Origin of the sequence: Burkholderia sp. RF7-non_BP4 (genome assembly GCF_001521935.1) — a bacterium.
In the GTDB taxonomy this organism is placed as follows: Bacteria; Pseudomonadota; Gammaproteobacteria; order Burkholderiales; family Burkholderiaceae; genus Burkholderia; species Burkholderia diffusa.
Genome location: NZ_LOTA01000040.1, coordinates 92,155 through 118,489, shown reverse-complemented (window position 1 = coordinate 118,489; position 26,335 = coordinate 92,155). Strand labels below are relative to the sequence as shown.

Sequence of the window (26,335 nt, the reverse complement as noted above, 5' to 3'; positions counted from 1 at the left end):
ACGTGCGGCAGGTGGAGCTAATGTAGCCGCGCCAACGTCCAAAACCATCGAATTGCGGGGACTGTTACTTCAGTTGCAAATGCTGACGATTGACTCACACTGTTTGACAAACATCGCGCTCGGCGCGTGATTGGCGTCGCTCGATGGCCTGCATCGGCGCATCGGCGCACGAAGTATCTGCTAGCACGGAAAGCGACCATTCCTGTAGGCATCCCAAAGAACGTGTGTCGGCCAGCCGTCGGTGCAGCCAGATAATCGGCTTCTCGCGATCGGCTCGATGTCGTCGGACATGCACGCCGGGATCGCTGTCGATTTTGTCGAATGCCATCATCCAGCAGACGTCGAACGGCTCCGCCTCGCGGCTGGTCAGCGCGCGACCGCAATCGACATCACCGAGGAAATCGAAAAATCCCGGCCCCTTGCCACGATGCGTGGTCGTTCCGTTCGTCGATCGTTTCTGCCATGCACCGCCTTCATGTTCCATGTCGGTGACGCGCAGCGCCGTGCCCGCTGCGACTCGCAGACCGGCACGATCGTCGGCGCCTTCGAGCTGCGCGCGAGCGGCTTTCACGCAACCGACCTGAGTCCGCGCGTGCTGCGCAACACAACGGTCACGCGAATCAGGCTGACGCTGGCACCCGATGCGGGCGCCGACCGCGCGCGCGGGAATGCTGATCGGCGTTGTGCACGCAACGACGTGCGGCCACTTCTATTCGCTCTTGTTCGAATGGATCAGCCGCAGAATGCGGGTGTCATACGGAGACTGAATGACTTCCGCGATGCGGATGTCGGATGCGGCAGGATGCAGCGGATTCAACAGGAAGTTATGCGCGTGCGGCACGACGACGCTCGGGACGCGCAGCAAGGCGCTCGGTTGCGTATGCAACCACTCGGTCCCGGCACTACGGGTCCAGTCGACGTTCTCTCGCCAGTCGGCCGGCGCATCGCCATCCGCGATCTCGGCAACGTCCACCGATTCAGGCACCTCGATGCGAAGCAACTGGTATCCGCTCGGCAATTGCGCGACGGTGGCGATTTCGAAGTGAACGAGCGTCTCGAGCAGCGCGAGCGCCGGATGCTCGGCGAGGTAGACGACGGGCTGCCCCGCAAAATGCCAGCGCCCGCCGGCCCGCAATCCGCCGACGCCTTTCAGGTCCGCGTAATTGCTGATCCGCCACAGCGTCGTCAAGCGAAATACCCCTCGTCGATCTGCGTGAGGGCTTCTTCGACGAGTCGCGCACCATGCTCGGTGCTCGACATGTCGAGCGACGTGCGTCCGCCGAAGCGCTGGAGCCCGTTGCGCAGCCACGCCATCGCCTTGTCCTGGTCGCCGAACGTGGCCGTTGCCTGCGCGACGATGCGCGCCAGCCGGATCGCCTTGTCGGATTCCTCCGGTGACAGGCGCTCGTGTGCCTGGCGGCGATGGCTCAGGGTACGCCGCGGGATGATGAAAGCGAGTTCATCGGACTTCAGGCCGCGCTCCGACAGCCGGTCGATCACCGCGACGTCGACGCGCGCGCTCGCCAGCTCGGCGAGATCGGCGCCCGAGCGCACGCGAATCGCGAGCAGCTGCTCGAGGATCGTGAACTCGGCCTGGCGCGGGTGCGCGACGCCCGACGGATGAAACGCGATCGTACTCATGGCTCTTCTCCGGCAATTTGCCCAATCATTATAGGCGTTTTGCCGAATACAGGCGAATTCGGTTGGCGGCCACCCGGCGGGCGGCAGTTCCTGGTGGCGGCGATGCGGCTTTCCTGCTCGCGGCCCTGCCCCATCACGCGTGGTTGAAGATTCGCCGTGGAGCGGAAATCGCGAAATCACATATATCAAACCGCTCGCTGACGTCATGAAGTTGTCACGTAACAATTTTTCTGATGAATAGCCATCGGCAGAGCGACACCTGCCCCGTCTCAATTGCAAAGCAATTGGGCAAGCGAATTTCCGTGCCCGCCATCGATACTTCGGTATCCGATTCAATTTGACCATCTACCGACGGGATTGGCCTGCGGTCGCCCTCCCGGAACGCGCCCGCCCATCGGTTCTGCGCCAACATGCCTTGCGAATCATCCGGTCCGCCGACGATGCTGCGCCAACTGCAACCCGCGACCGCCATCATGCACACCAACAATCATCAGACAAAACCCCATTCGCCCTTGAATCGTTTACCCAGTTGCAATAATTATTCGCTGGAACGCGTATTTCCGACCGGTATCGCGATCGCTACGATGCAATCAACCGCTCAGCTCAACCAGCGAAGCGCAAAATCTACGAAAACCGGAGGTCACCATGAAGTCGTTCATCTACGCAGTCGCCGCTGCCGCCGCCCTGTCCGCATCCCTTGGCGCATTCGCCCAGTCGAACCCGTCGAATCAACTGACGCGCGCTCAGGTCCGCGCAGAACTCGTCCAGCTCGAACAGGCCGGGTACAAGCCGGAAGTGTCCGACGTCCACTATCCGAATGCGCTGCAGACCGCACAGGCACGCGTGACGAACAGCGACTCAACGGGTTACGGCGCACAGGCTGCGGCCGGCGTGCGTACTGGCCGCGCGATCGCGGTCAAGCAGAACGCTCACGACTCGGTCTATTTCGGTCAGTAAGACCGCCGCACGCTGCGCATACCGCGATACGCCCGCTGCCGACGAAGCACCCCGCTCCCGTTCACCGGGGCGGGGTGTTTCGCTTTCGGTGCACGCGACATGCGCGCTGCACGCAGCCCGACCGACGCGTGGGCGCGGATCGGCCGCCGCAACGCGCTGTTCGCGCAGACCGCCGGCGTTTGCGCATAGAATGGCCGCGTGGTCGGCGCCGGCCGAAGCGAACGCGAGCGAAGCCTCGACTCACCGGGCATACCCACTCGCTGGCCGATCCGATGCCGCACTCATCGCATTTTTCGAAAAGGAGCGGTTTCATGTCTCAAACATCCGGTTCCATGATCACGTTTCGCCGTCCGGACGGCCAGGAACTGCAGGGCTACCTCGCCACGCCGGAAAAGACCGAAGGTGCACCCGCCGTCGTCGTCATTCAGGAGTGGTGGGGCCTGAATGACCAGATCCGCGGCGTCGCCGATCGCCTCGCGCGCTGCGGCTACATCGCGCTCGTGCCCGACCTGTATCGCGGCAAGTCGACGGTCGAGGAGGAAGAAGCGCATCACCTGATGACGGGCCTCGATTTCGGCGATGCTGCATCGCAGGACATTCCCGGCGCGGTGCAATACCTGAAGACGCGCGCGTCGCGCGTGGCGATCACCGGCTTCTGCATGGGCGGCGCTCTCACGCTGCTGTCGCTGCAGTTCGCCGATGCGGACGCCGGTGTCACCTGGTACGGCTTCCCCCCGCTCGACTACCTCGATCCGTCGAAGATCAAGGTGCCGCTGATGGGCCACTGGGGCACGCAGGATGCGTTCTTCGCGATCGAACAGGTCGATGCGCTGGAGAAGAAGCTGACCGGCGCAAAGGTCGACGTCGAATTCCACCGCTATCTCGCGCATCACGCGTTCGCGAACGAAACGGCTGTCGGCCCGGGCCGCATCGGCGGCACGCAGTTCGATCCAGTGTGGTCGCAGATCGCGTGGGATCGCACACTCACGTTCTTCGGGCGCACGCTCTGGGACAAGCAGCAGTAATGTCGCAGCGGATCTCCACCGCTGCTGGGCTGCGATGCACATGAAGCGAACGCCACGACCTTGCAATCGTGGCGTTGTCGTTTTATGGAGCGAATTCGTTATGCGATCATCTCGCGCGTCACGGGTTCGACACCGAAGCGCGCACGACGGAATGCGAGTGCCACGGCCGGCTCCGCAATACACCTCAGTTTCGAAAGCTCGGCTGCGCCCTCGTCATCAAGTTCGGTGTGCAAAATATCCTGCACGGCCAAACGTCGATTCACGGACCGCGTTTGCGAATGCCGGGTCATTTAACCCGGCACTCGTTGTCCGCCTTCGCTCAGGACTCGCAGGAACCGCGCAGCGCCGCCTCGTCGGCGGACAACATTTCGGGCACGCATTCGCGCAGGAAATCGACGAACGTGCGGATCTTTGCGTCGAGGTACTGGCGCGACGCATACAGCGTGTAGACCGTCAGCTTCTGCAGCCGGTACTCGGGCAACACGCGAACCAGCGCACCGCTCGCCAGAGCAGGCACCGCGGTCGACATCGGCAATGAGCCGATCCCGAGACCGGCGCGCAATGCGGCGCCGAGCGCATCGGCGATATTGACCTGGAAATCCGGCAGCGGCAGTTCGAACGTCTCGCGACCATCGGGGCCGTCGAGATGCCACCGGTCGCGCGGAAAAATCGGCGTGACGATCTGCAGGCACGCATGCGATTCGAGATCGCGCACGGTGCGCGGCGTGCCCCGTTCCTTCAGGTATGCCGGCGACGCACACAGCACGCTGTGCACATCGCCGAGCCGCTGCGACACCAGCCCCGAGTCGGGCAGCTCCGTCGCGCTCAATTGGAGCGACACGTCGTAGCCTTCGTCGATGATGTCGGGCACGTGCTGCGACAGCGTGAGCTCGACGGCCACCGACGGATAACGCTGCCGGTATCGCACCACCGCGGGCACCAGGTAGGCCTGACCGAAACTGGTCGTCGCATGCACATGCAAGCGGCCCGACGGCTTCACCTGCGCGTCGGCCGCCTCGGCTTCCGCTTCGTCGATATAGCCGAGGATGCGCTGGCAGCGGTCGAGATAGCGCTGTCCGGCATCCGTCAATGCGATGCGGCGCGTGCTCCGGTTGAGCAGACGGGTGCGCAGGTGCGTTTCGAGTTGCGCGACCGAACGCGATGCGTAGGCAGTGGTGATATCCAGGCGCTGGGCCGCGCTCGTGAAGCTGCCCTCCTCCGCCACCCGGACGAAAATGCGCATCATCTGTAACGTGTCCATCGACATGTCCCCGGGATTGAAATCGCCTTGCAGCGGCGCCCGCCCCGGCACGTTCCGGTCTGGCGCGAATTGTGCGGAACAGTACCGCAGCGGTGCAGACGTGTCCAGTTTGCCGTGCGCCGCATCGGCGGGCGATCGCTCATGCAGCGCCGCATGTCGAAGGACGACCGGCACTGGATCGTTGCAGGCCGCATCGCGGCCTGCCGGGGCACACATCGCGCGTGTAGCGTCGCGCTCAGATCGGGTCGAAGGGATTGCGCAGCACGATCGTGTCGTCGCGCTCGGCGCCGGTCGTGATCATCGACACCGGCACGCCCGCGATCGCCTCGACGCGCGCGATGAAATCCCGTGCGGCACGCGGCAACGCCGCGCGCTCACGTACACCCTTCACGGTGCCGTCCCACCCGGGGAACGTTTCGTAGACGGGCGTTGCGCGCGCCTGCGCATCGACGCTCGCGGGCAGATGGTCGACACGTGCGCCGTCAAGTTCGTAGCCGACGCACAGCTGGATTGACTTGACGCCGTCGAGCACGTCGAGCTTGGTGAGCGCGAGTGAATCGATGCCCGAAATCCGCACCGCCTGCCGCAACTGCGCGGCGTCGAGCCATCCGCAGCGGCGCGGCCGGCCCGTGTTGACGCCGAACTCCTGGCCACGCGCGCGCAGCGCTTCGCCGGTGGCGTCGGTCAGTTCGGTGAGGAACGGTCCGCCGCCGACGCGTGTCGCGTACGCCTTGGTCACACCCAGCACGTGACCGAGTTTGGACGCGCCGAGGCCCGTGCCGGCCGCCGCGGCCGATGCAACGGTGCCCGACGACGTCACGAACGGATACGTGCCCCAGTCGATGTCGAGCATCACGGCCTGCGAGCCCTCGAACAAGATGCGCGCGCCGCGGTCGTTCGCGTCGTTGAGGTCGGTCCACACGGGACGCACGAACGGCAGGATCTTCGGCGCGATGTCGATCAGCGTTGCCAGCATCGCGTCGCGCGAGCACGGCTCGAGCCCCAGGCCGCGGAACCATGCATTGTGGTGATCGACCAGCACGTCGAGCTTGTCGGCAAGCTGGCCCGGCTCCGCCAGATCCGCGACCCGCAGACCGCGGCGCCCGACCTTGTCCTCGTAAGCGGGCCCGATCCCACGCAGCGTGGTGCCGATGGGTTCTCGACGCAGACGCTCCTGCGCCTGGTCGATCGCACGGTGAATCGGCAGGACCAGCGTGGCATTCTCCGCGATCGACAGATTGTCCGGCGTCACCGACAGCCCGAGCTGGGCCATCCGTCCGATCTCGGCCAGCAGCGCTTCCGGATCGAGCGCCACGCCGTTGCCGATCACGCCGCGCTTGCCGCGCACGATGCCGCTCGGCAGCAGCGCGAGCTTGTACGTCTTGTCGCCGACGACCAGCGTATGCCCCGCGTTGTGGCCGCCGTTGTAGCGTGCGACGAGATCGGCCTGCACCGCCAGCCAGTCCACGACGCGTCCCTTGCCTTCGTCACCCCATTGGGCGCCCACCACCACCACGTTCGGCATGCTCCATACTCCATGTGAGAAATCCAGACACACATTCCGGCCACATCGGCCGTTTGTGTGCCATATTGGCGGAGCAGGATCACCCGATCAAACGATTAAATCTGAGCATTCGTGTGAGTAAATTTCACGCGAAACGATACATGGCCCGACGACTCCCTCCACTGAATTCGCTGCGCGCGTTCGAAGCCGCGGCCCGCCTCGGCAGTTTCACGCTCGCCGCCAACGAGCTGTGCGTGACGCATGGCGCGATCAGCCGGCACGTTCAGCAACTGGAGGCATGGCTTGGCCGACCGCTGTTCGAGCGCCACAACCGGCGCGTCGAACTGACCGACGCCGGTCGCATGTACCTTGCCGAGGTCGGTGCCTCGTTCGACCGGATCGCGCTCGCCACCGCGCAGCATTTCGGCCAGGGGCAGCAGCGCGTGCTGCGCGTCAGCGCGCCCGCGACGTTTTCACTGCGCTGGCTCGTGCCGAAGCTGTCGTCGTTCCAGGTTGCGCATCCGGCCATCGAGGTGCGGCTGTCGACGTCGAACGAGCCCATCGAGAAGTTGCGCGACAAGGTCGACCTGATCGTCCGCGGCGGCCCGCAGGCGATCGACGGATATGTTGCCGAGGAGTTTCTATCCGAAATCCGGCTGCCTGTATGCGCGCCGAAGTTGCTCGAGAGTCGGCCGTTGCGTACGCCGGCCGATCTCGCCGGCTTCACGCTGCTGCATGCGGCGACGTACCCCGGTATGTGGCCCGAGTGGCTCGCGGCGGCCGGGCACGCGAATCTGGCGCCGCGGCATTCGCTCACGCTCGAGCATTTCTATCTGACGCTGCAAGGCGCGCTCGACGGCCTCGGCGTCGCAATGGGGCCGATCGCCCTCGTCGCGGACGACATCGCCGAAGGCCGGCTGGTGCAGCCGTTCAGCGAACCGGCACTACCGCCGTGGCGCTATTTCACTTACGTGGCGGCTGCGCGCGCGGAAGACGAAGCCGTGCGGGCATTCAAGGATTGGCTGAAAGCAACGGGGAACGCAACGGCGGACGCGCGGCGCTGATCAAGTCGGTATGTCGGCGACCAGTCGTTGCGCAATGCGCACCAGCTCGATTGATGCGGGGTTTCGTGTTCCATTGCGCGGAGCCATATTGTTCGCGCATGATCGGTTTTCGCCTCGTGACTCATCCTGAGATCTGTTGTAATCCGTAGGATTCCTCTTAGACTGAACAAGCAGAATGGCGCATGTCGTTCAAGTAGCGAAGGATGACTAAACGGATCGAGTTGGCATTCATCTCACCGAGAAACAAAGGATATCGAATCAATTGACTCGGATATCACACTTCCATGGTGACCGGTCGCGCATCGCGTTTCAGCAGCAGAAACGACAAACCCCGGCGCGAGCCGGGGTTTGTCTCGTGGGGGGAACGCTTATTGGCTTGCGCCAGCGGCTTCGCCCGCCTTCTTCTCAGCGTTCTGCAGATTCTGCGGATAGTTCGGATCGTTGGCCGCCGGCTTGTAACCAGCGTCTTCGAGCTTCTTCAGTTCGGCGTTGTTCTTCGCACGCGCTGCCTTGTGTTCGGCTTTGCGTTTTGCCCGTGCTGCCTTGCGTGCTTCACGTTTCGCGGCTTTCGCATCCGATGCGGCGGATGCAGCCGGTGCACTGGCGTCGGTCTGCGCGAACACCGGAGCGGCGGAGCCGAAGAGGAACGCGGCTGCCGTCGCAGCCAGCGTCAGTTTTTTGATCTGGATTCGCATCGCTGAACTCTCTTTTCTGATTGGTCACGGAGTGAAAGCACATCGAGATACCGCCCCTGCCCCTGATCGGTCTTCATGTCTCGGTCAGGGCCTTTGCATCATAACCGCGTTGAAAAAAATGTGGCGCCATCATGCATACATTGTTGGGAATACACGTATGGGGCGTCGTATCGTCATGTGTCCCACGCCCGTCCGCTCCGCGTTTCGCAGGGGCCAGGTGATGCATCGTGCTCGGGAACCACGCAACGTGCACGACCGCGGCAACCGCGTGGCGAAGCGAATCGTTCCACCGATACGGGGCAGATTGCCGATGAAGATGAGATCGATTTCGGTACTTTACGCACTCGCTCGACGTCGACTGTTTCACCCGTGGAATCTGCTGCTCGCGCAACGCGATCGTCGCCTCACGAGCGGGATATGCGATGGAATCGCGAACCTGTGCGCCATGTTGTGATTCGCTGTCGCGCGAACGACGGTTCCTCCCATAAACGACCACGCTTCATTCTGTACCGAGCCTGCCGCATTTCCCGCACGTCGACACGATACGAACGATCGGGTAACCGATCGTCGCACGCGTGGCTACCTGTTCGGTTCTATTCGTCGCCAGATGTGGGAGATGACGTTTGCAGGTTGAGACGACCTCCGCCGCTCCAGGTGAACGTTTCGTCAGGCATTTGCTCACGACTGGCACAGGCACCACGCTAACGGTCGCATGAGCGAATGCGTGACGCTTGTCATCGTGCTGACGTCGCGAAAAGTCTCGAGTCTATGCAGCAAGGACGGCGACACATCAGGCGCTGCGTGCGTGCCTCACAGCTTTTCCATCGGGTGATCGCATCTGGTGCGGGGGCGTCGCGCGCACGGTTTGTTCATCCGATGGACGCCTTGTAGGTGAGCTTTTACAGGACACGGTAACTTCCAGCGGTGAGAATTTTCGGGATTCGAGTACGGGTTCGATGAGGGTGAGCCATATTGATGGCGCCAACTTCACGTTCGAGGCAGTTGCCGAGATTGTTGTGTTCGAGGGGCCCGGTCGGCGTCTCGCTTGGCACAGGGATGGGTTTTCGTCGCACCGGTCGGGACACGGTGGCAATTCAGATGCCGGTTCAAAGGTAGAAAACCGCGATGCAGAGTGAGCGGATCAAGAGCCAGCCCATTTCGTCTGTGCACGGGTCATCGAGCAGAAAGCCCCAGACAGACCAACACGTGACAGTCGAAGACTTTTCCACGGAAGCACCGACTCGGACGCTAAAAAAACCGCGTGAGAATGAATTCCGATGATTTCTCACTGCCATGACGAGAACCGGCGGCACTCCGCTGTTGACCACGGTGGCCGTAGCCTGCGGGTAATCCCGGATGGGAAACATACCGCTGGGTGCCTTTTTTGTTCCCATAGATGGGAACCTAGGGACCGAAAGCGGAGATTTCCTCCCATAAGTTTCTACGTTTGAGTATTTGTTAGTAGGTACTCACCTTCATGGGGAGCCTTGCTAGGCCTGGGACGCTTGCAAAATAAGGCCGAGATCGAGGGTTCCACAGGCCTTAGGCCCAGAATTGCTGTGCTCGTCGAGCCTCACGGGGTCGCTTTGGTAGCGGTTTATGGGGTTGCTTTTTCTGCACAGGCACGCGTGTGTTTACATCTTTGGTAAACCACGTTTACTTCTTTAACTACTTTTAGGCGGCTCACAGCCTTGTCTGGCAAGGGTTTGACAGGTGTTCGGTACCCATTTATGGGGGCACAGGCGGAAGGATATGGGGTTTCAGGTCTGTGGATTTGGGGAATCGGGTACCGCGCTGTGGGAAATGGGGGTTGTGGATATGGGGCACGCGTAGCCTGCTATGGGATTTTGGCCCAAAAACGCCTCAGGTAACCTTTTATGGGGGGAATCTATTGGTACCCATTTATGGTGCGTCCTTGCTGATTCGTCTATGGTGGCGGGCACAGCATTTCATGTGGGGTTGCCGGTTATGGGATGGATTCCAGGTAGTCATTTATGGGTGCCGTCGCGGACAGAACGATCTAGTCCTGCTTGTCCCCTCGGAGCTGGGGTCCCATAAACAGTATCAGGCCGGCGGAAAGGTAACCTTCTGTGGGGAAATCCCAAGGTAGTCATTCATGGGAGGTATTTTCGGCTGCCGAGCGCAGATGAAGGCAAAACGCCGCGCTGGAGGATCTGGATAGGTAACCATTCATGGGATGTGCTAAAGGTAGCGTGTTATGGGGGAATGCAGACCGTGTTGCAGGGCACCACGAATCGGGTTCACCGATCCCGTTCCTCCGGATTATTTCCCATGAATGGCTACCTTCAGTTAGGCAAGTCCCGTGCCGGATTCTGGCTACAGATCACACAGGTAGCAGGTTTTGGGAGCTGATTCTGGCGCAAAGGTAGATGGATATGGGGTTCCGCACAAATCGTAAAAATGGAATTTTTCCTTTTAAGACGAGGCCTTAGCGGCGATATTGGAAGTGATACTGGAGAAGAAGGCATTGCCCGGTAACTCGAAAAGGTATAAAGTCCGCCATCAATACGGTCACCTTCTCCGGACATCACGATGCCGCGCAAGCCCGCAATCAAAGGCTCCGACAAGCAGGTTTCGCTATTTCAGACGCCCGAGCCCCCCGATCTGCTGCGCAAGGCGGTCCAGGCAATTCATATCGCTCCGAAGTCCGGAAAGATCGGTCTGCAGCAGCGCAAGATGTTCAGCTCGCTGATCAAGAACGCCCTTCGTCAGGAAGCGTTCGAACCCGGCCGGACCAGCTTCTCGATCTCGATCGCCGCGCTGTCGCACGAGAGCGGGTTGAACAGCAACAACACGAAGTATGTGAAGGATACGGTCAACTCGCTGATCAGTACCGTCGTCAACTGGGACTACCTTGCTGCGGACCGCTCGACGGTGTGGAAGGCGTCGGGCCTGCTCGCCGGCGCCGAGCTCGAGCAATCGGTGCTGAAGTACAGCTTCTCCGACCAGATTCGCAGCGAGCTGCTCAATCCGGAAATCTATGCGCTCATCGATATGCGGATCGCGCGCGAGTTTCGGCGTTCGCACTCGCTTGCCCTTTGGGAAAACACGGTGCGCTACGAGGGGATCGGCATCACGGCAAAGATCCCGCTGCCGAAATTCCGCGACCTCATTCTCGGTCAGGACAAGGCGTCGCAGTCGTACAAGGAGTACAAGCTCTTCAAGAGCAAGGTCCTGGTGCCGTGCATTCAGGAGGTGAACGAAGTTTCCGACCATACGCTCGAGCTGATCGAACACAAGTCAGGTCGCAGCGTGGAGGCCGTCCAGTTCAAGGTGACGCGCAAGCAGAGCGCGGATACGGTCGAGGAAGGCGATGTCAAGAACGAAGCACTCGTCGACGAGGTCGCCAAGTTCGGCATCCCGCGTTCGGAAGCGCGCCGGTTGATCACGCAATACGGCGTGCAGCGCATCAAGGCGGCGATCGCCTATACGCTCAATCGGACTACGAAGAAGAACGCAGCGCCGGTCGACAACGTGGCCGCATATTTCCGCAAGGCGCTGACGCACGGCTATACGTTGGCCGACGGGCAGGGGACCGAAACGGCCGCGCCGGCAAAGGAATCCGGGCAGAGCAAGCAGGAACAGATTCGCGACAAATACCTGGCGGCGAAGGTCGAGGAAGCCGGCGCGTATTTCCGCGAGCTGGAGATCGACGACCAGACCAAGCTGATCGAGCGCTACAACGAAACGGTGGCCGGTTCGAAGGATCTCACGCTGTCGCCGAAGAAGAAGGCGAGCAAGCTGGCGCAAACCAGCTTCTTCCGATGGTTGGCGCTCGATACCTGGGGCGAACCGACCTCGGACGACTTGCTGGAATTCCTGCTGAAAAGCAGCCTCGCGACCAACTGATCAAGGCCTCGCAGCCTGGCATGCGCCGTGGACCGGACTTCATCCGGCAGCGCGGTGCCATGCCGGTGCGAGGCCTTTGCTTTGGACGCCTTCTTTTATTTTTGCGCGGCTACCGCCAGATCAGCGACGTATGCGTCGATCACGGTCTTGAGCCGGTCGGCGAGCGCTTCCTGGTGGGACGCATCGACTCCCTTCAGTTGCAGATCCAGACGCCCGTCCGGATAGGTCTTCAGCTGGCCGATCGCGCGTGATTCGAGCGCGAAATCGTGGCGAACGCTGTAACGCGTGCGCCCCGTCTTCTTGTTGCCGTCGCTCTGCGCGCGCAGGAAATTCTCGAGGTCGCGCACCGACTTTTTCCGGTCGATCACCGCCGTGAGCAGACGGTCGGCAGCCGGTTCGCCCAGGCGCTCGAAAATCAGTTTCAGGAAGTACGCGGCCTGCAGCCCGACCACATCGTTCGCGCTGGCCATCCGTTCGAGCAATGTGTTCGGCAGTGCGTTCAGCGACAGTGTCTTGCTGATCGATGCCTTGTCCTTGCCGATCTTCTCCGCGAGTGTGTTCTGGTCGGGGAATACCTTTTCGTCGAGGAGACGCTTCCATGCGACTGCATCGTCGAAAATGGTCTGGCGTTCGTGGTCGTGGTTGGCGCGATACGCGATCGTGTAGAGCTGCTCGGGCGTGTGGTCCGTGCGGAATGTCGCATTGATCGTTTCGTCGCCGTTGATGCTCGTCGCGCGCAAGCGGCGTTGCCCATCGATCACGACGAGCTTGCCGGGAAATTCCGGGAGACGCGTGACCTTGATCGGCTCGATCTGCCCTTCCCGCTTCAGCGTCAGTGCGAGTTCGTGCAGGCTCGACTCGGAATAGAACACGCGCGGGTTGAACGGGTTCGGGATGCAGTCCTTGACCGCGACCTTCTGCGGCGCACCGAGATCGAGCGCGTCGGATGCGGGGACAGCGGTCGAGATGACGGGGGTTGCGGCTTCGACGGGAGGATTCGACGCGGGCGTCGGCTCGGGCAGGCGCGTTTCCAGCGCTGCGTTTTCCTGTGCGAGCCCGCGCAGCAAGCCTGCTGCGAGATGCAGGTTGCCGGTCGGCTTCTTGTCTTTCGATGTGTCCTTAGCCATGAGCGGCTCCGGTAGCGCGCGTCGACGCGATGTATTGGGCCATTTCGGTGACCAGTCTCTCGATTTCCGCGCGGGCTTCCTTCAGTCCCTTCAGGTATCGATTGTGATGATGGATCGTGGTGCCGAGGGCAAATGTCTGCCGGTAGACCTCGCGCTGCGCGATCTGACTGTCGAGCAGATGCTCCCCTATTTCTTCAGCCCTTAGAATTTTTAAAATTTCTTCTCGCATTTTAGTTTTTCCATTGACGCTATTCAGCATCAGTGCGGAAGACAAATTCGGGTTACGAACGGCACGCATCGATTCGATCATACGAATCATCGCGACTGTGCTGTACAGGTCGGCCGGCGATGGCGACAGCGGCACGAGGCAGAAGTCGGCGACTTCGAGTACGGATGCGATGCGCGGGTCTTCGAGGTTGCCGGGGCAATCGACGACGATCACATCGAAATTTGCATCCTGCTTCTTGATCTCGCCACCAATGCCACGGCCGGCGGGGGCCAACGACAGAACTGTCATCGGGAGCGTATTTTCGCCGCTCGTCACCCATCTGACCGATGTGCCTTGAGGGTCGGCATCGATCAAGGCGACCTTGTTGCCACCCGCCTCGAAGGCTGCAGCGATATTGACGGAGATGGTGGTCTTTCCAGTACCACCTTTTTGATTACTGACGGCGATCTTGAAAGCCATTAAATTCCTCCAAGGAGTTTTGCGTAATATATGCAGTTATTGCCAAAAAGTCCAGAAAAGCATCGGAGGAAAAGAAGGATTTTCTGATAGATGTTGTTGTCACGTGACAATCTGGTCGAATGGCTAGAAGATTATTTGTAATTCGAATGAAAAATAAAAACACATGGCATTTCGTTCGAGATGAAGGTGCTAATGAAGTGCTGGCAACTTCAGTGCCGGTAGCATGGGTCACATGCTGATGCCAGATGTGATCTCGCTATCGTTGGTAATTCCGGCGCGAATTGGCAATCAGCTCGTGACTCGCCCTGAGCTGCGTCGGGATCTAAAGTTGTCACGTGACGAGCCGATTCGATGGGTTAAGACGTCAAATGCTGCTAGCCGGGAAGCATGCAGACACGACGCGCGATGGTAATGCCGACGATTTCTTCTTCCTCGATCCTCGTTACGGCGCCCTGCATTTATGACGATTGGCACTGCGACTGATGCGGGTTGTTACGTGACAACGCGCCTAAGGGATGATTCTGGACACATATCTCCCGTCTTGGCGCAACCACCGTAGACGGCACGGGTGCAAAGAAGTCGGTGCGATACATGAGTTGGTCATGTTCGATTAGGCCCAAGTCGCTTATTCGCAAGGCATCGGGTTGTTGTCACGTGACAACCGCCACGGATGGATGCCGAAATCAGCAGCTTGATACCGGCGCAGCATTTTCAGCGGTACCGTATGGGGAGGTGCTGGACCAGTCGGGTATGTGTCAGCGATCGATGCTGGTCGAGCCGCTTGATGTCTTGGGTAGACCCGCCCGAGCTGCGCGTGTCTCTGACCTGCGGAGGCGCACTAATTCTGGCGATGTGATATGTCCCCAATAAAAAAAGGCGGTCCGCATCCAGAGGAAACGACGATGACATAGGGTAGGGGCGGGACAGATATCGCATCTTGTTGTGTTGGCCGCGGCTTCGACGGTCGAGGGCATCGGCATTGCCTCACACGTTCTCGATGGGCTTTGGGGCGCAAATTCCTGGGCGTCGGCGAGGAGAGATGGCGCAAACTAGCAGGGCGTGAAACAATTCCGAAAAAAGGTGGGCATTCGGAAACCCTTGTCTAGCAATGGGTTGCGCCACTTTCTTCACGTTGTTTCACGCAAAACGAGCGCGCGCGACGGGTGAAATAGGGGCGCATGAATTTGACGCGTGTTATCGTGTCTAGGTGATGATGAATCACACAATACTGTGTTAAATAAAACGTGTTTTGTGGTATATGATACAAATCTCTTGGGTCGACGCGCAGTTCGATCTGCCTATTGGCGACCCGAGACATCGCGTGGATCGACCAGCAGGGACTTGATAGGTGTAGCGAGTTCTATATCGCTAGTTGTCACGTGACAACGCGCTGCAGCGACGGTGCCGGATCGCAAGCCGGTCGGCATCGGGGAAATCGAAGCGGTCGCCTGGTCGATATTGCATTTGCGACGCGCACCCAGGCAGCGTTGAGCGAAGGCGGATTCTGTAGACGGCCTCGGAAGACTGTTTCCTATGTGTCTTGCCAGTGTCCATCACAATGCGGCTGAAGGGGAATCTGCAGACTTCGTGTCAACAGGGTGAAGCGCATCGCCACCGCCGTGTATATCTTCCACTTCTCCGGATGTCTGCTATCGGGGGCGGCTAATCATCGTCACCGACGATCGCCCAAAGAGTCCGCTACCAAGCCGCATATCACCGCGAAAATTCACCGCCGCGGCCAACGAACCTACTTCGTCGCCTGCGATGCGCACAGCTGCTGCCACCGACGTGCCTTCGCCGCAGAAGCCTTTGCTGGCTCATCGACCGTTCGCCACCAACGTTCGCCGCGATGCGGCGCATCGAGATTGAGTCGCTCGCCCATCTTGGGTGTCGATAGCTCGACGCCGCGCACCATTGCCAACGCGGTGACGCGCTCGAACGGTTCCTGCCAACGGTGCATCGCGAGATCGAACGTGCCGTTGTGAATCGGCATCAGCGTGCGCCCGCGCAGGTCGATGTGCGCTTGCACGGTTTCTTCCGGCTGCATGTGCACGTAGGGCCACTGCGGATCGTATGCCCCGGTCTCGATCAGCGTCACGTCGAAGGGCCCAAGCCGTTCGCCTATCGTCCGGAAACCGTCGAAGTAGCCGGTATCGCCGCTGAAGAACACCCGCAGGTCGTCGTCGACGATGACCCACGACGCCCATAGCGTGCTGTTGCCGTCAAACAAGCTGCGCCCGGAGAAGTGCTGTGCCGGTGTCGCGGTCAGCGTCAGGCCATCGACGTCGACACTTTGCCACCAGTCGAGCTGGCGTACTTTTTTCCCGTCGATACCCCATTCGATCAGGCGGTCGCCGACGCCCAACGTCGTGACGAATACGCCAGTGGTCGCCGCAAGCGCGAGCACAGTCGCACGGTCAAGGTGATCGTAGTGATCGTGCGACAGGAGCACGCCACGCAACGGCGGGAGGTCCTCGAGCGCGATCGGCGGCGCATGGAAGCGCTTCGGGCCGATGCGTCGGAACGGCGATGCGCGTTCGGCAAATACGGGATCGGTCAGCCAGAATTCACCGCGCAGTTTCAACAGCAGCGTCGAGTGTCCTAGCCGATACAGGCTGCGGTCGGGGGCTGCGTCGAGTTGTTCGCGAGTCAGTGAATCGATGGGCAATGCGCCTGTCGGAACCGTGTTGCGTGGTTTGTTGACCAGCATATTCCATGCAATGCCCAGCGTTTTACCGAAGCCTTCAGCCGGTCGCGGTGCAACGTTGCTGAAGCGTTCGCCGTTGTGCTGCGGCGACTCGCCGGACAGGGTGCGGCCACGCCTGGCAGCGGCGAAACCTAGCATGCGATGAAGAAATACGAGAGGCGAAGCCATGTCGATTCGTCCGGAAAATAAAGTACACCGAGCAGTGTAGTTTATCTCCGGAAAAAGTAAACTCGAGGGTGTAGAATTTTTCGAATGAATACGAGCACTTCTCCTCAACGGCTGACCGACCGAAAGCGTGCGGCAATACTCGCCGCGGCGATCGACGAATTCCTCGCGGCCGGCTATGACGCGACCAGCATGGATCGCATCGCCGCTCGCGCGGACGTGTCGAAGCGCACCGTCTACAACCATTTCCCAGGCAAAGAAGCATTGTTCGCGGCGATCCTGCGTCAGCTGTGGGACGCAACGCTGACCGCCGGCGCGCCGGCCTACTGCGCCGACGTCCCGCTGCGCGATCAGCTGCTCGCGCTGCTGGGCCGCAAGTTGCGGTTGCTGAACGACGAAGCGTTTCTTGCACTCGCCCGCGTCGCGATCGGTGCGGCTATCCATTCGCCGGAGCGCGCGCGCGACATGGTCGAACGCATGGGCGAGCGCGAAGAAGACGTGACGGTCTGGATTCGTGCGGCCGCGGCGGCTGGCCGGTTGTCGGTGACCGATCCCGTATTTGCCGCGCATCAACTGCACGGGATCGTGAAAGCGTTCGCGTTCTGGCCGCAAGTGACGATGGGCCAGCCCCCGCTCGGCGTGCAGGAACAACAGAAGGTCGCGGAAACGGCTGCTGACATGTTTCTTGCGTACTACGCGCGCGCGGATCACGCCGATGTGTCACGTACAGTGCAAGACTGACCGCACGTCGCGCGAAGCACGATGCGGAATAGTCGCGTCGATATCCGCAACGCGAGCCTCATCCTCCGCCTCGAGGAAAGCGCCATTCGACAACCGGCGAACTCAGGCACCGGTACACACGTCTACGTAGCCAGATTGAGCCGCACCGACGCATGCGGCAAGCGCAAATGAAACCGAACGCGAGCGAAAACCGATGAAGACGCTGTTGATCGTCTATCACACGATGACCGGAGGCACGCAGCAAATGGCCGAAGCGGCCGCGGTTGCCGCGCGCGCGCAACCCGGCGTCGACGTCAGGTTGCAGCGTGCGGATGCGACCAGCGCGGACGACGTGCTCGCCGCCGACGCCTACCTGTTCGCGACGCCGGAAAATCTCGCCGCGATGTCCGGGCTGATGAAGGATTTCTTCGATCGCTGTTACTACGCCGCGCTTGATCGCGTGAACGGTCGCCCGTATGCGGCGATGATCTGCGCAGGCAGTGACGGACAGAACGCGCTGCGTCAGATCGACCGGATCGCAACCGGATGGCGGCTCAGGAATGTGTCGCCAGGCCTGATCATCTGCACCCATGCACAAACGCCGGAGCGGATCCTCGCGCCGAAGACGATTGGCAGCGAGGATCTCGCGCGCTGCGCGGAGATCGGCGCGGGGCTCGCTGCGGGTCTTGCACTCGGCGTGTTCTGATTGCCGGCGATCAAGCCGGCCGAAGCGGAGCCGTGGCAGTGCGCAACGACCGGAGCGCGATGCCTGCCGTATGGCGCCGATTGCAGCGAATTCCCGAGACGCGCATTTTGCGCGAGACATCGCTCGTGCGAATCGCATTGCCGTTTGCGACAGCTGCACCCGTGGAATGTCGATGCCTTAGTCGGCCTTTGTCGACACTGGCGGCCGATGGTATTCGGGCCACAGGCTTTTCACGAGATCGCGTGAGGCGCCATACGCATGGCAGCTGTCGATCTTGAGCGGCTTCCCGTCGTCGCCTCGCTGATTCAGCGACGACGGGCGCACGCCGACCGTCGTCTGATAGGCCGCGGTCGCGACAGGACCGAGAATTTCCTTCAGATGCGTGCACGTGTCACACGACGGCAGACGCTTGCGGACCTCGCTGTTCCACCCGGCACCGATGCGCAGTCCGACGAGCGCCTGCAGCGTGTCGCCGCCGCCCGGACACTGCGCATAAGGATGCGACCTGATGAACGTGGATACCGCGCGCACGATCATGTCGGTGTCGAAGACCAGCGTTACGCCGAGATCGTGAATCGGCGCCAGCGCCGCGATGGTGCGCGTGCCGCCGGGCGGCGTGAAATCGCTCGTCTTGCGGTCCGCGAGACAGGCCGTGACTTCGAACAGGCCGTCGCTGCGCCGATAGCCGCGCATGTCGATCCGCCGATGGTGAATCTCTTCGCGCGTGATGCCGTCGTGCGGGAGGGCGTGTCGGGGATTCATGTATTCGCTCCGTGTCGTACGGCCGGGGTCATTTTGCATTCGACCGCGATGTCGTCGGCTGAACAGCGCGTCGTGAAGCCGGCCACGGCGAACCGCCGACGCTGTCGATCCGGCCAATAGTACGCACTTTCCGATGCCGGCATGCGCTCGACGATCGATGCGACCGCAACTAATAGCCTGACGGCAGAGATCGATGCACACTCGCCACGCCACGCTCATCGTATGCGAAAGCCCGGTCTTTCGGACGATGCGAATCGGCGGAATCCGACGTATTCGCTATCCGTACCATTGCTCGCCATTTCGTACTGTGGAATAACCGGTGCATCGCATGACTGGCGCACTGAAGCAGAAAGACCCGTAACGACACTACGTAACGCGAGTGTCGATCCACCGCGAAAACGCCGCCATAATGCGCAACACGACCGCGCGGACGCATTGCCTTGCCATCGGATCCATCAAATGCGAACCGTTGAGTCAACCGACTGCCGCGCGTACCGGTATACTTCCACTCCTGCCTTTGTCCGGCATCGTGGCCGGGTGCCTGAAACAGTGGTGGTGGCGATGCGGCCCCGCAATGATCCGCGTCGGTGGCAGACGAGCCGCAGGCGATGCGGCGAACGCCGATGTGCGGAATGGCTGCACGAACCACACCTTATATTCCTGGTGGATTGAATTTATGGGTTTTGAACAACTTGCCGAATTGCGGGCGCAGCTCGCAGCAAAGGCCAAGCAGGAGCGCAACGCGAAGCGACCGGCTACGCAACCGGACGCAGGCGCGAAGCCGAAGTCCGGCGACCGGCCCGCTCGTGGGGCCAAATCGGGTGCCGGGGCCAAAGCGTCGTCCGGCGCGAAGCCCGCTTCGGCGAAGCCGTCGACGCCGGTCGATCCGGTCATCGTCGCGATCGGCAAACTGCAGCGCCGCTTCCCGCGCGCGTTCCCGAAGAATCCGGCTCCGAAGGTGCCGCTGAAGGTCGGTATCTGGGACGACCTCGCTCGCGAGGCGCAAGCCGTCGGCCTGAGCGAGGCCGAGCTGCGCGAGGCGATGTCCACGTGGTGCCGCGGCAATCGTTACTGGTCGTGTCTCGTCGAAGACGCGGTGCGGGTCGATCTGCAAGGTAACGAAGCGGGGCGCGTGACGCACGACGACGCGGCGCGTGCGCGCCGGCTGAAGTCGCGCCGTCCGGGCAACAAGGGCGGCGCGCAAGCAGCGAAGGGCGCACCGCAGCAGCCGAAGGTGGAAGCGCAGGCCGCCGCCGCGCCGCAGCCGGCGACCGCGGAAGCACCGGCCGACGCAGCACCGCAGCCCGAGCAGCAAACGGCCGCGAGCGAGTAACACGCGATGTGTCGCCGCGCGACCGCGCGGTGACGGCCTGCCTGCACCACGCATGCAGCGCACACATGACAGACCGACCTGTCCTCCGGGGCAGGTCGGGACTGCTCCCGCTGGCGGCACAGCCAGTCAGCCTCACCCAATCCTCATCGAACTGCCAATCGTGACCCACGTCCACTCGCTCACGTTTCGTCACGATAATTCGTTTTCCTAATGTAATCGGATTGAAGATGAAATCCCGGATGCGCTCCCACACGAACTTGTCGTACGTGGGCCGCAGCACAAACGCGAAGTACGGCCATATTCGAAAGGCCGCAGGGCGATGTCCGGACGCACCGCACGGCCGCCCACCCGTCAGTTGGCGACCAGTCACACAAACGCGATAATCTCCCCGGCACGAATCGTCGGGCCGGCGCGTTGTCGGTCGCGCATGACGCGACAGCTACCTGAAAGCCGGCGCAATTCGCCCGACATTCCCCAAAATTGAAAGGCACCGGCAAGGCGTACGCGTCACCGCGTCACACGAAGCTTGCCGATTTCATACGCACAACGCGCTACACAAAGACCGCATCATGAACCCGAGACATTCCGCGATTCTCGTCGCGCTCACGGCTGCCGCGCTGTTCGGCGCCGCGACGCCGCTCGCCAAGGCACTGATCGGCGCGATGTCGCCGTTCATGGTCGCCGGCCTGTTCTATCTCGGCAGCGGAATCGGCCTCGGCGTCGGAATCCTGTTGCGCAGGTTGCGCCGCCGCCGCGCGCCGGCCGAGAACGCCGCGCCGCTGCAACGCTCGGACCTGCCGTGGCTCGCCGGCGCGATCGCGGCCGGCGGCGTCGCGGGGCCGGCGCTGCTGATGCTCGGACTGTCGAGCACACCGGCTGCGACGAGTGCGCTGCTGCTCAATCTCGAAGGCGTGCTGACGGCGATCATCGCGTGGGTCGTGTTTCGCGAGAACGTGGATCTTCAGGTGTTTCTCGGCATGGTCGCGATCGTCGCCGGCGGCACGCTGCTGTCGTGGAGCCCGGGGCGCGCGGGCATGCCGATCGGCGCGTTGCTCATTGCCGGCGCATGCCTGTGCTGGGCGATCGACAACAATCTGACCCGCAAGGTTGCCGCGAACGATGCGATGGTCATCGCGTGTGCGAAGGGCCTGGTCGCCGGGCCCGTGAACATCGGTATCGCGCTCGCGACCGGCGCGGCACTGCCCGCCATTCCGGCCGCGGCCGCCGCGATGCTGACAGGCCTCGGCGGCTACGGGATCAGTCTCGTGTTGTTCGTCGTGGCGCTGCGCCATCTCGGCAGTGCGCGCACGGGCGCGTATTTTTCGGTGGCGCCGCTGTTCGGTGTCGTGCTGTCGTTGCTGATCTGGCCGGCGCTGCCGTCCGTCACGTTCTGGATCGCGGCCGCGTTGATGGCGTTCGGCATCTGGCTGCACGTGCGCGAACGGCACGAACACGAGCACGCGCATGAACGACTCGAGCATACGCACCGGCATCGGCACGACGAACATCATCAGCACACGCACGATTTTCCGTATGACGGTGATGAACCGCACACGCATCCGCACGTGCACTTGCCGATCACGCACAGTCACGCGCATTTCCCGGACATTCACCACCGCCATCGGCACTGATTGCGCGGCAACGGACAACGACGCGCGCGTGCAATGCGCATCGAAAAGTAGCTGTTTATGGGGACGTTATCGGGCGCCCGCGGGGTCGCGTCGACGTCGTTCGATTGCGACTCAGTCTTCCGTCTGAATCAACCGGATCAACGACCCGTCCGGGTCGATCAGCGCGCCGACGGTGCCGCCCCATGCCTCGCGCTTCGGCCGATGCGCGCGTGGCCAGCCGCTCGTCCGTTCCGGAATGCCGGCGGCGAGCACATCGTCGAAAAACACACCGACGTCGCCGAGCCGGAAACAGCAGCTGAACCAGCTCGTGGCCGGGTCGAGACCGGGATGCGGAAAGAATTCGAGCAGCAGGTCGCCGCGTCTCAGGATCATCCAGCCGTCGTCGCGCCAGGTTTCGACGAACCCGAGCTTCGCGTAGAACAGCGACGTGGCTTCGAAATCGCGCGACGGCAGATTGGGACTCGCAAAGTCGGTCAAGGCTGGTTCTCCAGTGAGCGTTGCGGTCGAACGATCGCGCGGGAAAATGCGCGGACGGGATGTCGCGCATCATCGGTCAAACGATGCGCACCGACAAGCTGCGCAGGCCGCCGTCGCGATTATCGTCCCGGGGGGAAGCAGAATCCGAAATCCTCGCAGCCCGGGCATCCTGGCGCGGACCCGGGCGGCCGGCCGAGCGATGCGGCCACTTCCTGCGCGAGGAATTTCTTCCAGCGCAGCTGCGCGACATTGCGTGCGGCAAGCGCGGGGAAATAGCGATCGAGCATCGCGGTTACCGCGTCGCGTCCATCAAGGCCAAGATCGCGCCACAGGTGATCGGGGCGCAGGCACGCATGCGCGATGATTGCAGCGACGCAGTCGGCATCGTCGTGCGCGACGGGATGCGCATCCCGCATCAACAGCGCATGTAGCGTCTCGACGAATTGCGCGTGCGCGGCCGGCAGCGGTGCGACGGTGGCTGCCGGCGCGAGCGCCGCCGCATCGGCGGAACTCAGGCGTGGAAACTGGCGGGCAAGCAGGCCGTTCAACCGGGCGGGAGACAGGCCGAGCAGCGCGACCTCGTTGCGGCATGCGCGTGCCGCAATGAGTTCACCGAACAAACGTGCATCCGGAGAATAGGTATCGGCCGCGCCGGACAGCAGCGCTTGCAATATGCGTCGATGCGCATGCTCGAGCGCGGACGTCATTGCAATCACCGGAGGATCACTCGACCCCGACGATCACGCTCGACGCCTTGAACAGCGCGGACGCGGCTTTGCCGCTCGCAAGGCCAAGACGATCGACGCTGTCGTTGGTGACGATCGCGACGATCTCGGTGCCGCCTGCGGCCTTGATCACGACTTCCGAATTGACCGCGCCCGTCGCGATCGACGACACGGTGCCCGCGACACAGTTGCGCGCCGACACCTTGCTGCCGTCGACGTCGACCATCACGATCACCGACGATGCCTTGACGAGCGCGAAGGCCTTCGCGCCGGCCGCGAGACCGAGCGATGCGACGCTGCCGTGCGTGATCACGGCGACGATGTCGAGGCCGTCCTGGGTACGCAGCGTGATTTCGTCGTTGACGGCACCGGGCTTGACGGCGCTGATCTGGCCGGCGAATTGATTACGGGCGCTGGTGCGCATGATGACTCTCCAGGAAAGGGGCCGCCCGGCGGGCGGCGAGCGAACGGCGGAAATCGCGGACGAGTTTACCGGCAATGCAAGTCAAGCGCGACGTGGGCATCGACATACCGGACATGCGAAACGGCGCACGATGCTGCGCGGCGGCAGGCATGTCGTGCACGCCGCCCCGCGCGCGCTTACTTCGCAGCCGCCGACGCAGCAGCTGGCGTGCCCGCCGTCGACGTCTGCTGCGCCGCAGCGGCCGTTACATCGCCTTTCCAGCCGCCGCCGAGCGCGAGGAACAACTTCACCTGGTCTGCGGCCACCTGACCTTCGGCCGTGGCGACCTGCGCACGCACGCTCGTCAGCGTGCGCGTCGCATCGAGGTCCGAAATGAACGACTCGCGGCCGGCCGTATACAGCCGATGCGTTTCGTCAGCGGAACTGCGCGCCGATTCGTAGGCCGTGCGCAGCGCGTCGGTGCGCTGCACGTCGGCTGCATAGGTCGCAAGGCTCGACTGCGTCTCGCGCAGCGCGTTCAGTACGACGCCGTCGAAGTGCGCGAGCGCGCCGCCGGTCGCCGCCTCGGCTTCGCGCACGCGCGCGCGCTGGCCGTTGACCGGGAACGACCAACTGATCAGCGGTCCGAACGACCAGCGATTCGTGGTGGACGAGAACAGATCGGCGGCGACGCCGACCGAACCGGCGGACGCGCCGATGCTGATCGACGGATACAGCGCGGCGGTCGCGACGCCGATCCGTGCGGTCGAGGCGGCGAGCTGACGCTCGGCTTCGCGAACGTCGGGACGGCGGCGCAGCAGCGCTGCGCCGTCGCCGATCGGAATCGGCTGGCGCAGCTTCGGCAGGCGCTCGCATTCGGCGACCGCCTTCGGCAGATCGGCGGGCGAACGCGCGAGCAGCGCGGCGAGCTGGTATTGCGCGATCTTGCGGCGGCCTTCGAAGCGCGGGATGTCGGCCGCGAGCGTGCGTACCTGCGTGACGCCGCGCGTGACGTCGGTCTGATTGCCGCGTCCCGCATCGCGCAGGCGCTGCGACAGCTTCACGCGCTGCTGCTGCAGCGCGAGCGACTGCTTCGCGATCGCGAGTTCGTCGCCGGCGGAGCACGATTCGACGTAGGCACGCACGACGTCCGCGACGACGGTGATGCGCGCGAGGTCGGCGGCCGCTTGCACGGCTTCGCTGTCCGCGCGCGCGGCTTCGACGCCGCGACGCAGCTTGCCGAACAGATCGAGTTCGTATGACACGCTGATGCCGACCGCGCCTTCGTTCACGACGGGCAACTTGTTTTCGAGCAGATATTGTTCGGCCGATTCCTGCGCGCGCTGCACGGCTGCTTCCGCGCTGCCGGAGAAGCCGCCTTGTTCGTTCGCGACTTCCAGCGCCGCGCGCGAACGCGCGAGGTTGGCCGCGGCGACGCGCAGGTCGGTGTTCGATTTCAGCGCACTGCGCACGAGTTCGTCGAGCACGGGATCGTCGTACAGCTGCCACCAGTTGCCGGGCACTGCGTCGCGCGACACGAGCGTGTCGTTCGCGTCGTCGAGCGCGTGGTTCGCGAGCGGCGCATTCACGTATGCCTGCTGCGGCAGCTTGTAGTCGGGGCCGACGGATTTGCACGCGCCGAGTGCGAGCGCGAGCGGCGCGAGTGCCGCCGCGAGGCGCAGGCCGTGCCGCTTCATTGCGATGCTCCCGCCGCGCTGACGGCCGCGGGCGCGGATGCCGCGGACGCGCCGGCGGCCGGCTTCGCATTGTCGTCGCGGCGCGTGTCGGTTCGCACCGCGACGGTCGCGGTGCGGCCGGCGATCATTCGGAAGTCGTCGGGCACCTCGTCGAGCACGACGCGCACCGGCACGCGCTGCGCGAGCCGCACCCAGCTGAATGCGGGGTTCACGTTCGGCAGCAGGTTCGCGCCCTGCGTGCGGTCGCGATCCTCGATCGCGGCGACGATGCTCTGTACGTGGCCGCGCAGCGGATGCGGCTCGCCCATCACGACGATGTCGACCGGCTGGCCGATACCGATGCCGCGCAGCTTGGTTTCCTCGAAGTAGCCGTCGACGCGGAACGAATTGCGGTCAACCACCGATAGCACCGCGCGGCCGGCAGGCACGTATTCGCCGACGCGCGGCGCGCGATCGTTCAGGTAGCCGTCGACGGGGCTCACGATCGTCGTGCGCTGCAGATTGAGCTTCGCGGTGTCGAGCGACACCTGCGCATCCGCGGCGGCAGCTTCGCCCTGTTCGACGCGCGTGCGGCTTTCCTCGACCTGCTCGCTGGCGACCAGGTTGCCGAGCTGCAGGTTGCGCGCATATTCGCGCTTCGCCTGAGCAAGCGTCGCGCGACGCTGCGCGAGCGTCGCTTCGGCCAGCCGCTCCGCGAGCGTGTAGCGGGCCTGGTCGATCACGAACAGCACTTGGCCGCGCTTCACCTCCTGGTTGTCGGCGACGTGCACCGCGGTGATGAGCCCCGACACGTCAGGCGCGACCTGGATCACGTCGGCGCGCACATGGCCGTCGCGTGTCCACGGCGAGAACATGTAGTAGTTGATGATCCGCCACAGTACGAGGGCGGCCACGACGACGACGATCAGGGTGAGCAGGATCTGCCCTGCCGAGAGCCAGGTTTTTTTCACGGTTAGCTAGCCACGAGATGGTGAGACACGATGACGACCGCGGCAAGCACGAACACGTAGATGCCGAGGTCGAAGATCGAACGGTGCCAGACGAGGCGGTAAAAGCCGACGCGTTCGAGCAGCGCGCGCACGACGATGTTGATCAGGTAGGCGATCAGCATCAGCACGAGCGGAGCCGGCACGAATACGCCGAAGATGTCGATTTCGCCGATCATGGTCGCGGTCGG

The 26,335-nt window shown here is 62.7% G+C and carries 25 protein-coding genes; 8 read left to right on the top strand and 17 right to left on the bottom strand.

What is annotated here, in order from left to right; genetic code table 11:
- Positions 1–94: 94 nt before the first annotated feature.
- From WS49_RS36085 to WS49_RS17155, 4 genes are all read right to left on the bottom strand, one after another.
- Positions 95–571, bottom strand: coding sequence for a hypothetical protein (locus WS49_RS36085; protein ID WP_257127764.1), 477 nt, complete (start codon positions 569–571; stop codon positions 95–97).
- Positions 572–709: 138 nt separating this feature from the next.
- Positions 710–1,189 (bottom strand): RES family NAD+ phosphorylase, encoded by a 480-nt coding sequence (locus tag WS49_RS17165; RefSeq protein WP_059530847.1) that lies wholly within the window; start codon positions 1,187–1,189, stop codon positions 710–712.
- Positions 1,186–1,641 (bottom strand): type II RES/Xre toxin-antitoxin system antitoxin, encoded by a 456-nt coding sequence (gene parS, locus WS49_RS17160; protein WP_006753033.1) that lies wholly within the window; start codon positions 1,639–1,641, stop codon positions 1,186–1,188. Before parS ends, WS49_RS17165 begins: the two co-directional genes overlap by 4 nt.
- Before the next feature lie 214 nt (positions 1,642–1,855).
- On the bottom strand, positions 1,856–2,116 hold the full coding sequence (locus WS49_RS17155; RefSeq protein WP_156441406.1) for a hypothetical protein: 261 nt from the start codon (positions 2,114–2,116) through the stop codon (positions 1,856–1,858).
- A 170-nt stretch (positions 2,117–2,286) separates the two neighbouring features.
- Here WS49_RS17155 and WS49_RS17150 point away from each other — a divergent pair, with 170 nt between their 5' ends.
- Together WS49_RS17150 and WS49_RS17145 are read left to right on the top strand one after the other, a co-directional pair.
- Positions 2,287–2,598, top strand: a complete 312-nt coding sequence (locus WS49_RS17150; RefSeq protein WP_059530841.1) for a DUF4148 domain-containing protein — start codon at positions 2,287–2,289, stop codon at positions 2,596–2,598.
- A 311-nt stretch (positions 2,599–2,909) separates the two neighbouring features.
- Complete coding sequence (locus WS49_RS17145) at positions 2,910–3,623, top strand: dienelactone hydrolase family protein (RefSeq protein ID WP_059530839.1); 714 nt, start codon at positions 2,910–2,912, stop codon at positions 3,621–3,623.
- Between the two features lie 319 nt (positions 3,624–3,942).
- On the opposite strand, the gene WS49_RS17140 is transcribed toward WS49_RS17145, so the two are convergent.
- Together WS49_RS17140 and WS49_RS17135 are read right to left on the bottom strand one after the other, a co-directional pair.
- The gene (locus WS49_RS17140; RefSeq protein WP_059530900.1) at positions 3,943–4,884 is read right to left on the bottom strand and encodes a LysR family transcriptional regulator; all 942 of its coding nucleotides are present in this window, start codon (positions 4,882–4,884) and stop codon (positions 3,943–3,945) included.
- 235 nt (positions 4,885–5,119) lie between these two features.
- The gene (locus WS49_RS17135) at positions 5,120–6,409 is read right to left on the bottom strand and encodes an adenylosuccinate synthase (RefSeq protein WP_059530835.1); all 1,290 of its coding nucleotides are present in this window, start codon (positions 6,407–6,409) and stop codon (positions 5,120–5,122) included.
- Between the two features lie 140 nt (positions 6,410–6,549).
- Between WS49_RS17135 and gcvA the strand changes: the two genes are divergently transcribed.
- On the top strand, positions 6,550–7,452 hold the full coding sequence (gene gcvA / locus WS49_RS17130) for a transcriptional regulator GcvA (RefSeq protein ID WP_059530831.1): 903 nt from the start codon (positions 6,550–6,552) through the stop codon (positions 7,450–7,452).
- A 368-nt stretch (positions 7,453–7,820) separates the two neighbouring features.
- Here the strand turns inward: gcvA and WS49_RS17125 are convergent, their stop codons facing one another.
- A complete protein-coding gene (locus WS49_RS17125; RefSeq protein WP_044848822.1) occupies positions 7,821–8,147 on the bottom strand; it encodes a hypothetical protein in 327 nt (108 codons plus the stop codon).
- 2,553 nt (positions 8,148–10,700) lie between these two features.
- Between WS49_RS17125 and WS49_RS17120 the strand changes: the two genes are divergently transcribed.
- Complete coding sequence (locus tag WS49_RS17120; protein ID WP_059530829.1) at positions 10,701–12,017, top strand: replication initiation protein; 1,317 nt, start codon at positions 10,701–10,703, stop codon at positions 12,015–12,017.
- Positions 12,018–12,112: 95 nt separating this feature from the next.
- Here WS49_RS17120 and WS49_RS17115 read toward each other — a convergent pair whose 3' ends face one another.
- From WS49_RS17115 to WS49_RS17105, 3 genes are all read right to left on the bottom strand, one after another.
- The gene (locus WS49_RS17115; protein WP_059530826.1) at positions 12,113–13,144 is read right to left on the bottom strand and encodes a ParB/RepB/Spo0J family partition protein; all 1,032 of its coding nucleotides are present in this window, start codon (positions 13,142–13,144) and stop codon (positions 12,113–12,115) included.
- Positions 13,137–13,832 carry a ParA family protein gene (locus WS49_RS17110; RefSeq protein ID WP_006759638.1) on the bottom strand — a complete coding sequence of 232 codons (696 nt, stop codon included), beginning with the start codon at positions 13,830–13,832 and terminating at the stop codon, positions 13,137–13,139. Before WS49_RS17110 ends, WS49_RS17115 begins: the two co-directional genes overlap by 8 nt.
- 1,747 nt (positions 13,833–15,579) lie before the next feature.
- Entirely contained in the window at positions 15,580–16,707 is a 1,128-nt protein-coding gene (locus tag WS49_RS17105; protein ID WP_059530823.1) for an MBL fold metallo-hydrolase, read from the bottom strand.
- An 84-nt stretch (positions 16,708–16,791) separates the two neighbouring features.
- Between WS49_RS17105 and WS49_RS17100 the strand changes: the two genes are divergently transcribed.
- Together WS49_RS17100 and WS49_RS17095 are read left to right on the top strand one after the other, a co-directional pair.
- Positions 16,792–17,445, top strand: coding sequence for a TetR/AcrR family transcriptional regulator (locus WS49_RS17100; protein ID WP_059530820.1), 654 nt, complete (start codon positions 16,792–16,794; stop codon positions 17,443–17,445).
- 193 nt (positions 17,446–17,638) lie between these two features.
- Entirely contained in the window at positions 17,639–18,130 is a 492-nt protein-coding gene (locus WS49_RS17095) for a flavodoxin family protein (RefSeq protein WP_059530818.1), read from the top strand.
- 177 nt (positions 18,131–18,307) lie between these two features.
- Here WS49_RS17095 and WS49_RS17090 read toward each other — a convergent pair whose 3' ends face one another.
- Positions 18,308–18,892 (bottom strand): DUF2889 domain-containing protein, encoded by a 585-nt coding sequence (locus WS49_RS17090; protein WP_059530897.1) that lies wholly within the window; start codon positions 18,890–18,892, stop codon positions 18,308–18,310.
- A gap of 676 nt (positions 18,893–19,568) precedes the next feature.
- On the opposite strand from WS49_RS17090, the gene WS49_RS17085 reads away from it, so the two are divergent.
- Both WS49_RS17085 and WS49_RS17080 read left to right on the top strand, forming a co-directional pair.
- Entirely contained in the window at positions 19,569–20,225 is a 657-nt protein-coding gene (locus WS49_RS17085; RefSeq protein WP_059530813.1) for a ProQ/FinO family protein, read from the top strand.
- A 569-nt stretch (positions 20,226–20,794) separates the two neighbouring features.
- Entirely contained in the window at positions 20,795–21,856 is a 1,062-nt protein-coding gene (locus tag WS49_RS17080; RefSeq protein WP_059530811.1) for a DMT family transporter, read from the top strand.
- A gap of 111 nt (positions 21,857–21,967) precedes the next feature.
- On the opposite strand, the gene WS49_RS17075 is transcribed toward WS49_RS17080, so the two are convergent.
- The 6 genes from WS49_RS17075 to WS49_RS17050 form a co-directional block, all read right to left on the bottom strand.
- Positions 21,968–22,333, bottom strand: a complete 366-nt coding sequence (locus WS49_RS17075; RefSeq protein ID WP_059530808.1) for a bleomycin resistance protein — start codon at positions 22,331–22,333, stop codon at positions 21,968–21,970.
- Positions 22,334–22,452: 119 nt separating this feature from the next.
- On the bottom strand, positions 22,453–23,040 hold the full coding sequence (locus WS49_RS17070; RefSeq protein WP_059530805.1) for a nitrogen fixation protein NifQ: 588 nt from the start codon (positions 23,038–23,040) through the stop codon (positions 22,453–22,455).
- Positions 23,041–23,056: 16 nt separating this feature from the next.
- A complete protein-coding gene (locus WS49_RS17065; protein WP_059530802.1) occupies positions 23,057–23,482 on the bottom strand; it encodes a TOBE domain-containing protein in 426 nt (141 codons plus the stop codon).
- A gap of 176 nt (positions 23,483–23,658) precedes the next feature.
- A complete protein-coding gene (locus tag WS49_RS17060; RefSeq protein ID WP_059530800.1) occupies positions 23,659–25,158 on the bottom strand; it encodes an efflux transporter outer membrane subunit in 1,500 nt (499 codons plus the stop codon).
- The gene (locus tag WS49_RS17055) at positions 25,155–26,108 is read right to left on the bottom strand and encodes an efflux RND transporter periplasmic adaptor subunit (protein WP_059530797.1); all 954 of its coding nucleotides are present in this window, start codon (positions 26,106–26,108) and stop codon (positions 25,155–25,157) included. Before WS49_RS17055 ends, WS49_RS17060 begins: the two co-directional genes overlap by 4 nt.
- Before the next feature lie 2 nt (positions 26,109–26,110).
- Positions 26,111–26,323, bottom strand: coding sequence for a DUF1656 domain-containing protein (locus WS49_RS17050; RefSeq protein WP_044849171.1), 213 nt, complete (start codon positions 26,321–26,323; stop codon positions 26,111–26,113).
- Positions 26,324–26,335 lie beyond the last annotated feature (12 nt).

What these genes read in the sequence shown, in the direction of transcription:
- parS (WP_006753033.1), bottom strand. Translation starts at nt 1,641, where the DNA reads ATGAGTACGATCGCGTTTCATCCGTCGGGCGTCGCGCACCCGCGCCAG.
- WS49_RS17155 (WP_156441406.1), bottom strand. Translation starts at nt 2,116, where the DNA reads ATGATGGCGGTCGCGGGTTGCAGTTGGCGCAGCATCGTCGGCGGACCG.
- WS49_RS17150 (WP_059530841.1), top strand. Translation starts at nt 2,287, where the DNA reads ATGAAGTCGTTCATCTACGCAGTCGCCGCTGCCGCCGCCCTGTCCGCA.
- WS49_RS17145 (WP_059530839.1), top strand. Translation starts at nt 2,910, where the DNA reads ATGTCTCAAACATCCGGTTCCATGATCACGTTTCGCCGTCCGGACGGC.
- WS49_RS17140 (WP_059530900.1), bottom strand. Translation starts at nt 4,884, where the DNA reads ATGGACACGTTACAGATGATGCGCATTTTCGTCCGGGTGGCGGAGGAG.
- WS49_RS17135 (WP_059530835.1), bottom strand. Translation starts at nt 6,409, where the DNA reads ATGCCGAACGTGGTGGTGGTGGGCGCCCAATGGGGTGACGAAGGCAAG.
- gcvA (WP_059530831.1), top strand. Translation starts at nt 6,550, where the DNA reads ATGGCCCGACGACTCCCTCCACTGAATTCGCTGCGCGCGTTCGAAGCC.
- WS49_RS17125 (WP_044848822.1), bottom strand. Translation starts at nt 8,147, where the DNA reads ATGCGAATCCAGATCAAAAAACTGACGCTGGCTGCGACGGCAGCCGCG.
- WS49_RS17120 (WP_059530829.1), top strand. Translation starts at nt 10,701, where the DNA reads ATGCCGCGCAAGCCCGCAATCAAAGGCTCCGACAAGCAGGTTTCGCTA.
- WS49_RS17115 (WP_059530826.1), bottom strand. Translation starts at nt 13,144, where the DNA reads ATGGCTAAGGACACATCGAAAGACAAGAAGCCGACCGGCAACCTGCAT.
- WS49_RS17110 (WP_006759638.1), bottom strand. Translation starts at nt 13,832, where the DNA reads ATGGCTTTCAAGATCGCCGTCAGTAATCAAAAAGGTGGTACTGGAAAG.
- WS49_RS17105 (WP_059530823.1), bottom strand. Translation starts at nt 16,707, where the DNA reads ATGGCTTCGCCTCTCGTATTTCTTCATCGCATGCTAGGTTTCGCCGCT.
- WS49_RS17100 (WP_059530820.1), top strand. Translation starts at nt 16,792, where the DNA reads ATGAATACGAGCACTTCTCCTCAACGGCTGACCGACCGAAAGCGTGCG.
- WS49_RS17095 (WP_059530818.1), top strand. Translation starts at nt 17,639, where the DNA reads ATGAAGACGCTGTTGATCGTCTATCACACGATGACCGGAGGCACGCAG.
- WS49_RS17090 (WP_059530897.1), bottom strand. Translation starts at nt 18,892, where the DNA reads ATGAATCCCCGACACGCCCTCCCGCACGACGGCATCACGCGCGAAGAG.
- WS49_RS17085 (WP_059530813.1), top strand. Translation starts at nt 19,569, where the DNA reads ATGGGTTTTGAACAACTTGCCGAATTGCGGGCGCAGCTCGCAGCAAAG.
- WS49_RS17080 (WP_059530811.1), top strand. Translation starts at nt 20,795, where the DNA reads ATGAACCCGAGACATTCCGCGATTCTCGTCGCGCTCACGGCTGCCGCG.
- WS49_RS17070 (WP_059530805.1), bottom strand. Translation starts at nt 23,040, where the DNA reads ATGACGTCCGCGCTCGAGCATGCGCATCGACGCATATTGCAAGCGCTG.
- WS49_RS17065 (WP_059530802.1), bottom strand. Translation starts at nt 23,482, where the DNA reads ATGCGCACCAGCGCCCGTAATCAATTCGCCGGCCAGATCAGCGCCGTC.
- WS49_RS17060 (WP_059530800.1), bottom strand. Translation starts at nt 25,158, where the DNA reads ATGAAGCGGCACGGCCTGCGCCTCGCGGCGGCACTCGCGCCGCTCGCG.
- WS49_RS17050 (WP_044849171.1), bottom strand. Translation starts at nt 26,323, where the DNA reads ATGATCGGCGAAATCGACATCTTCGGCGTATTCGTGCCGGCTCCGCTC.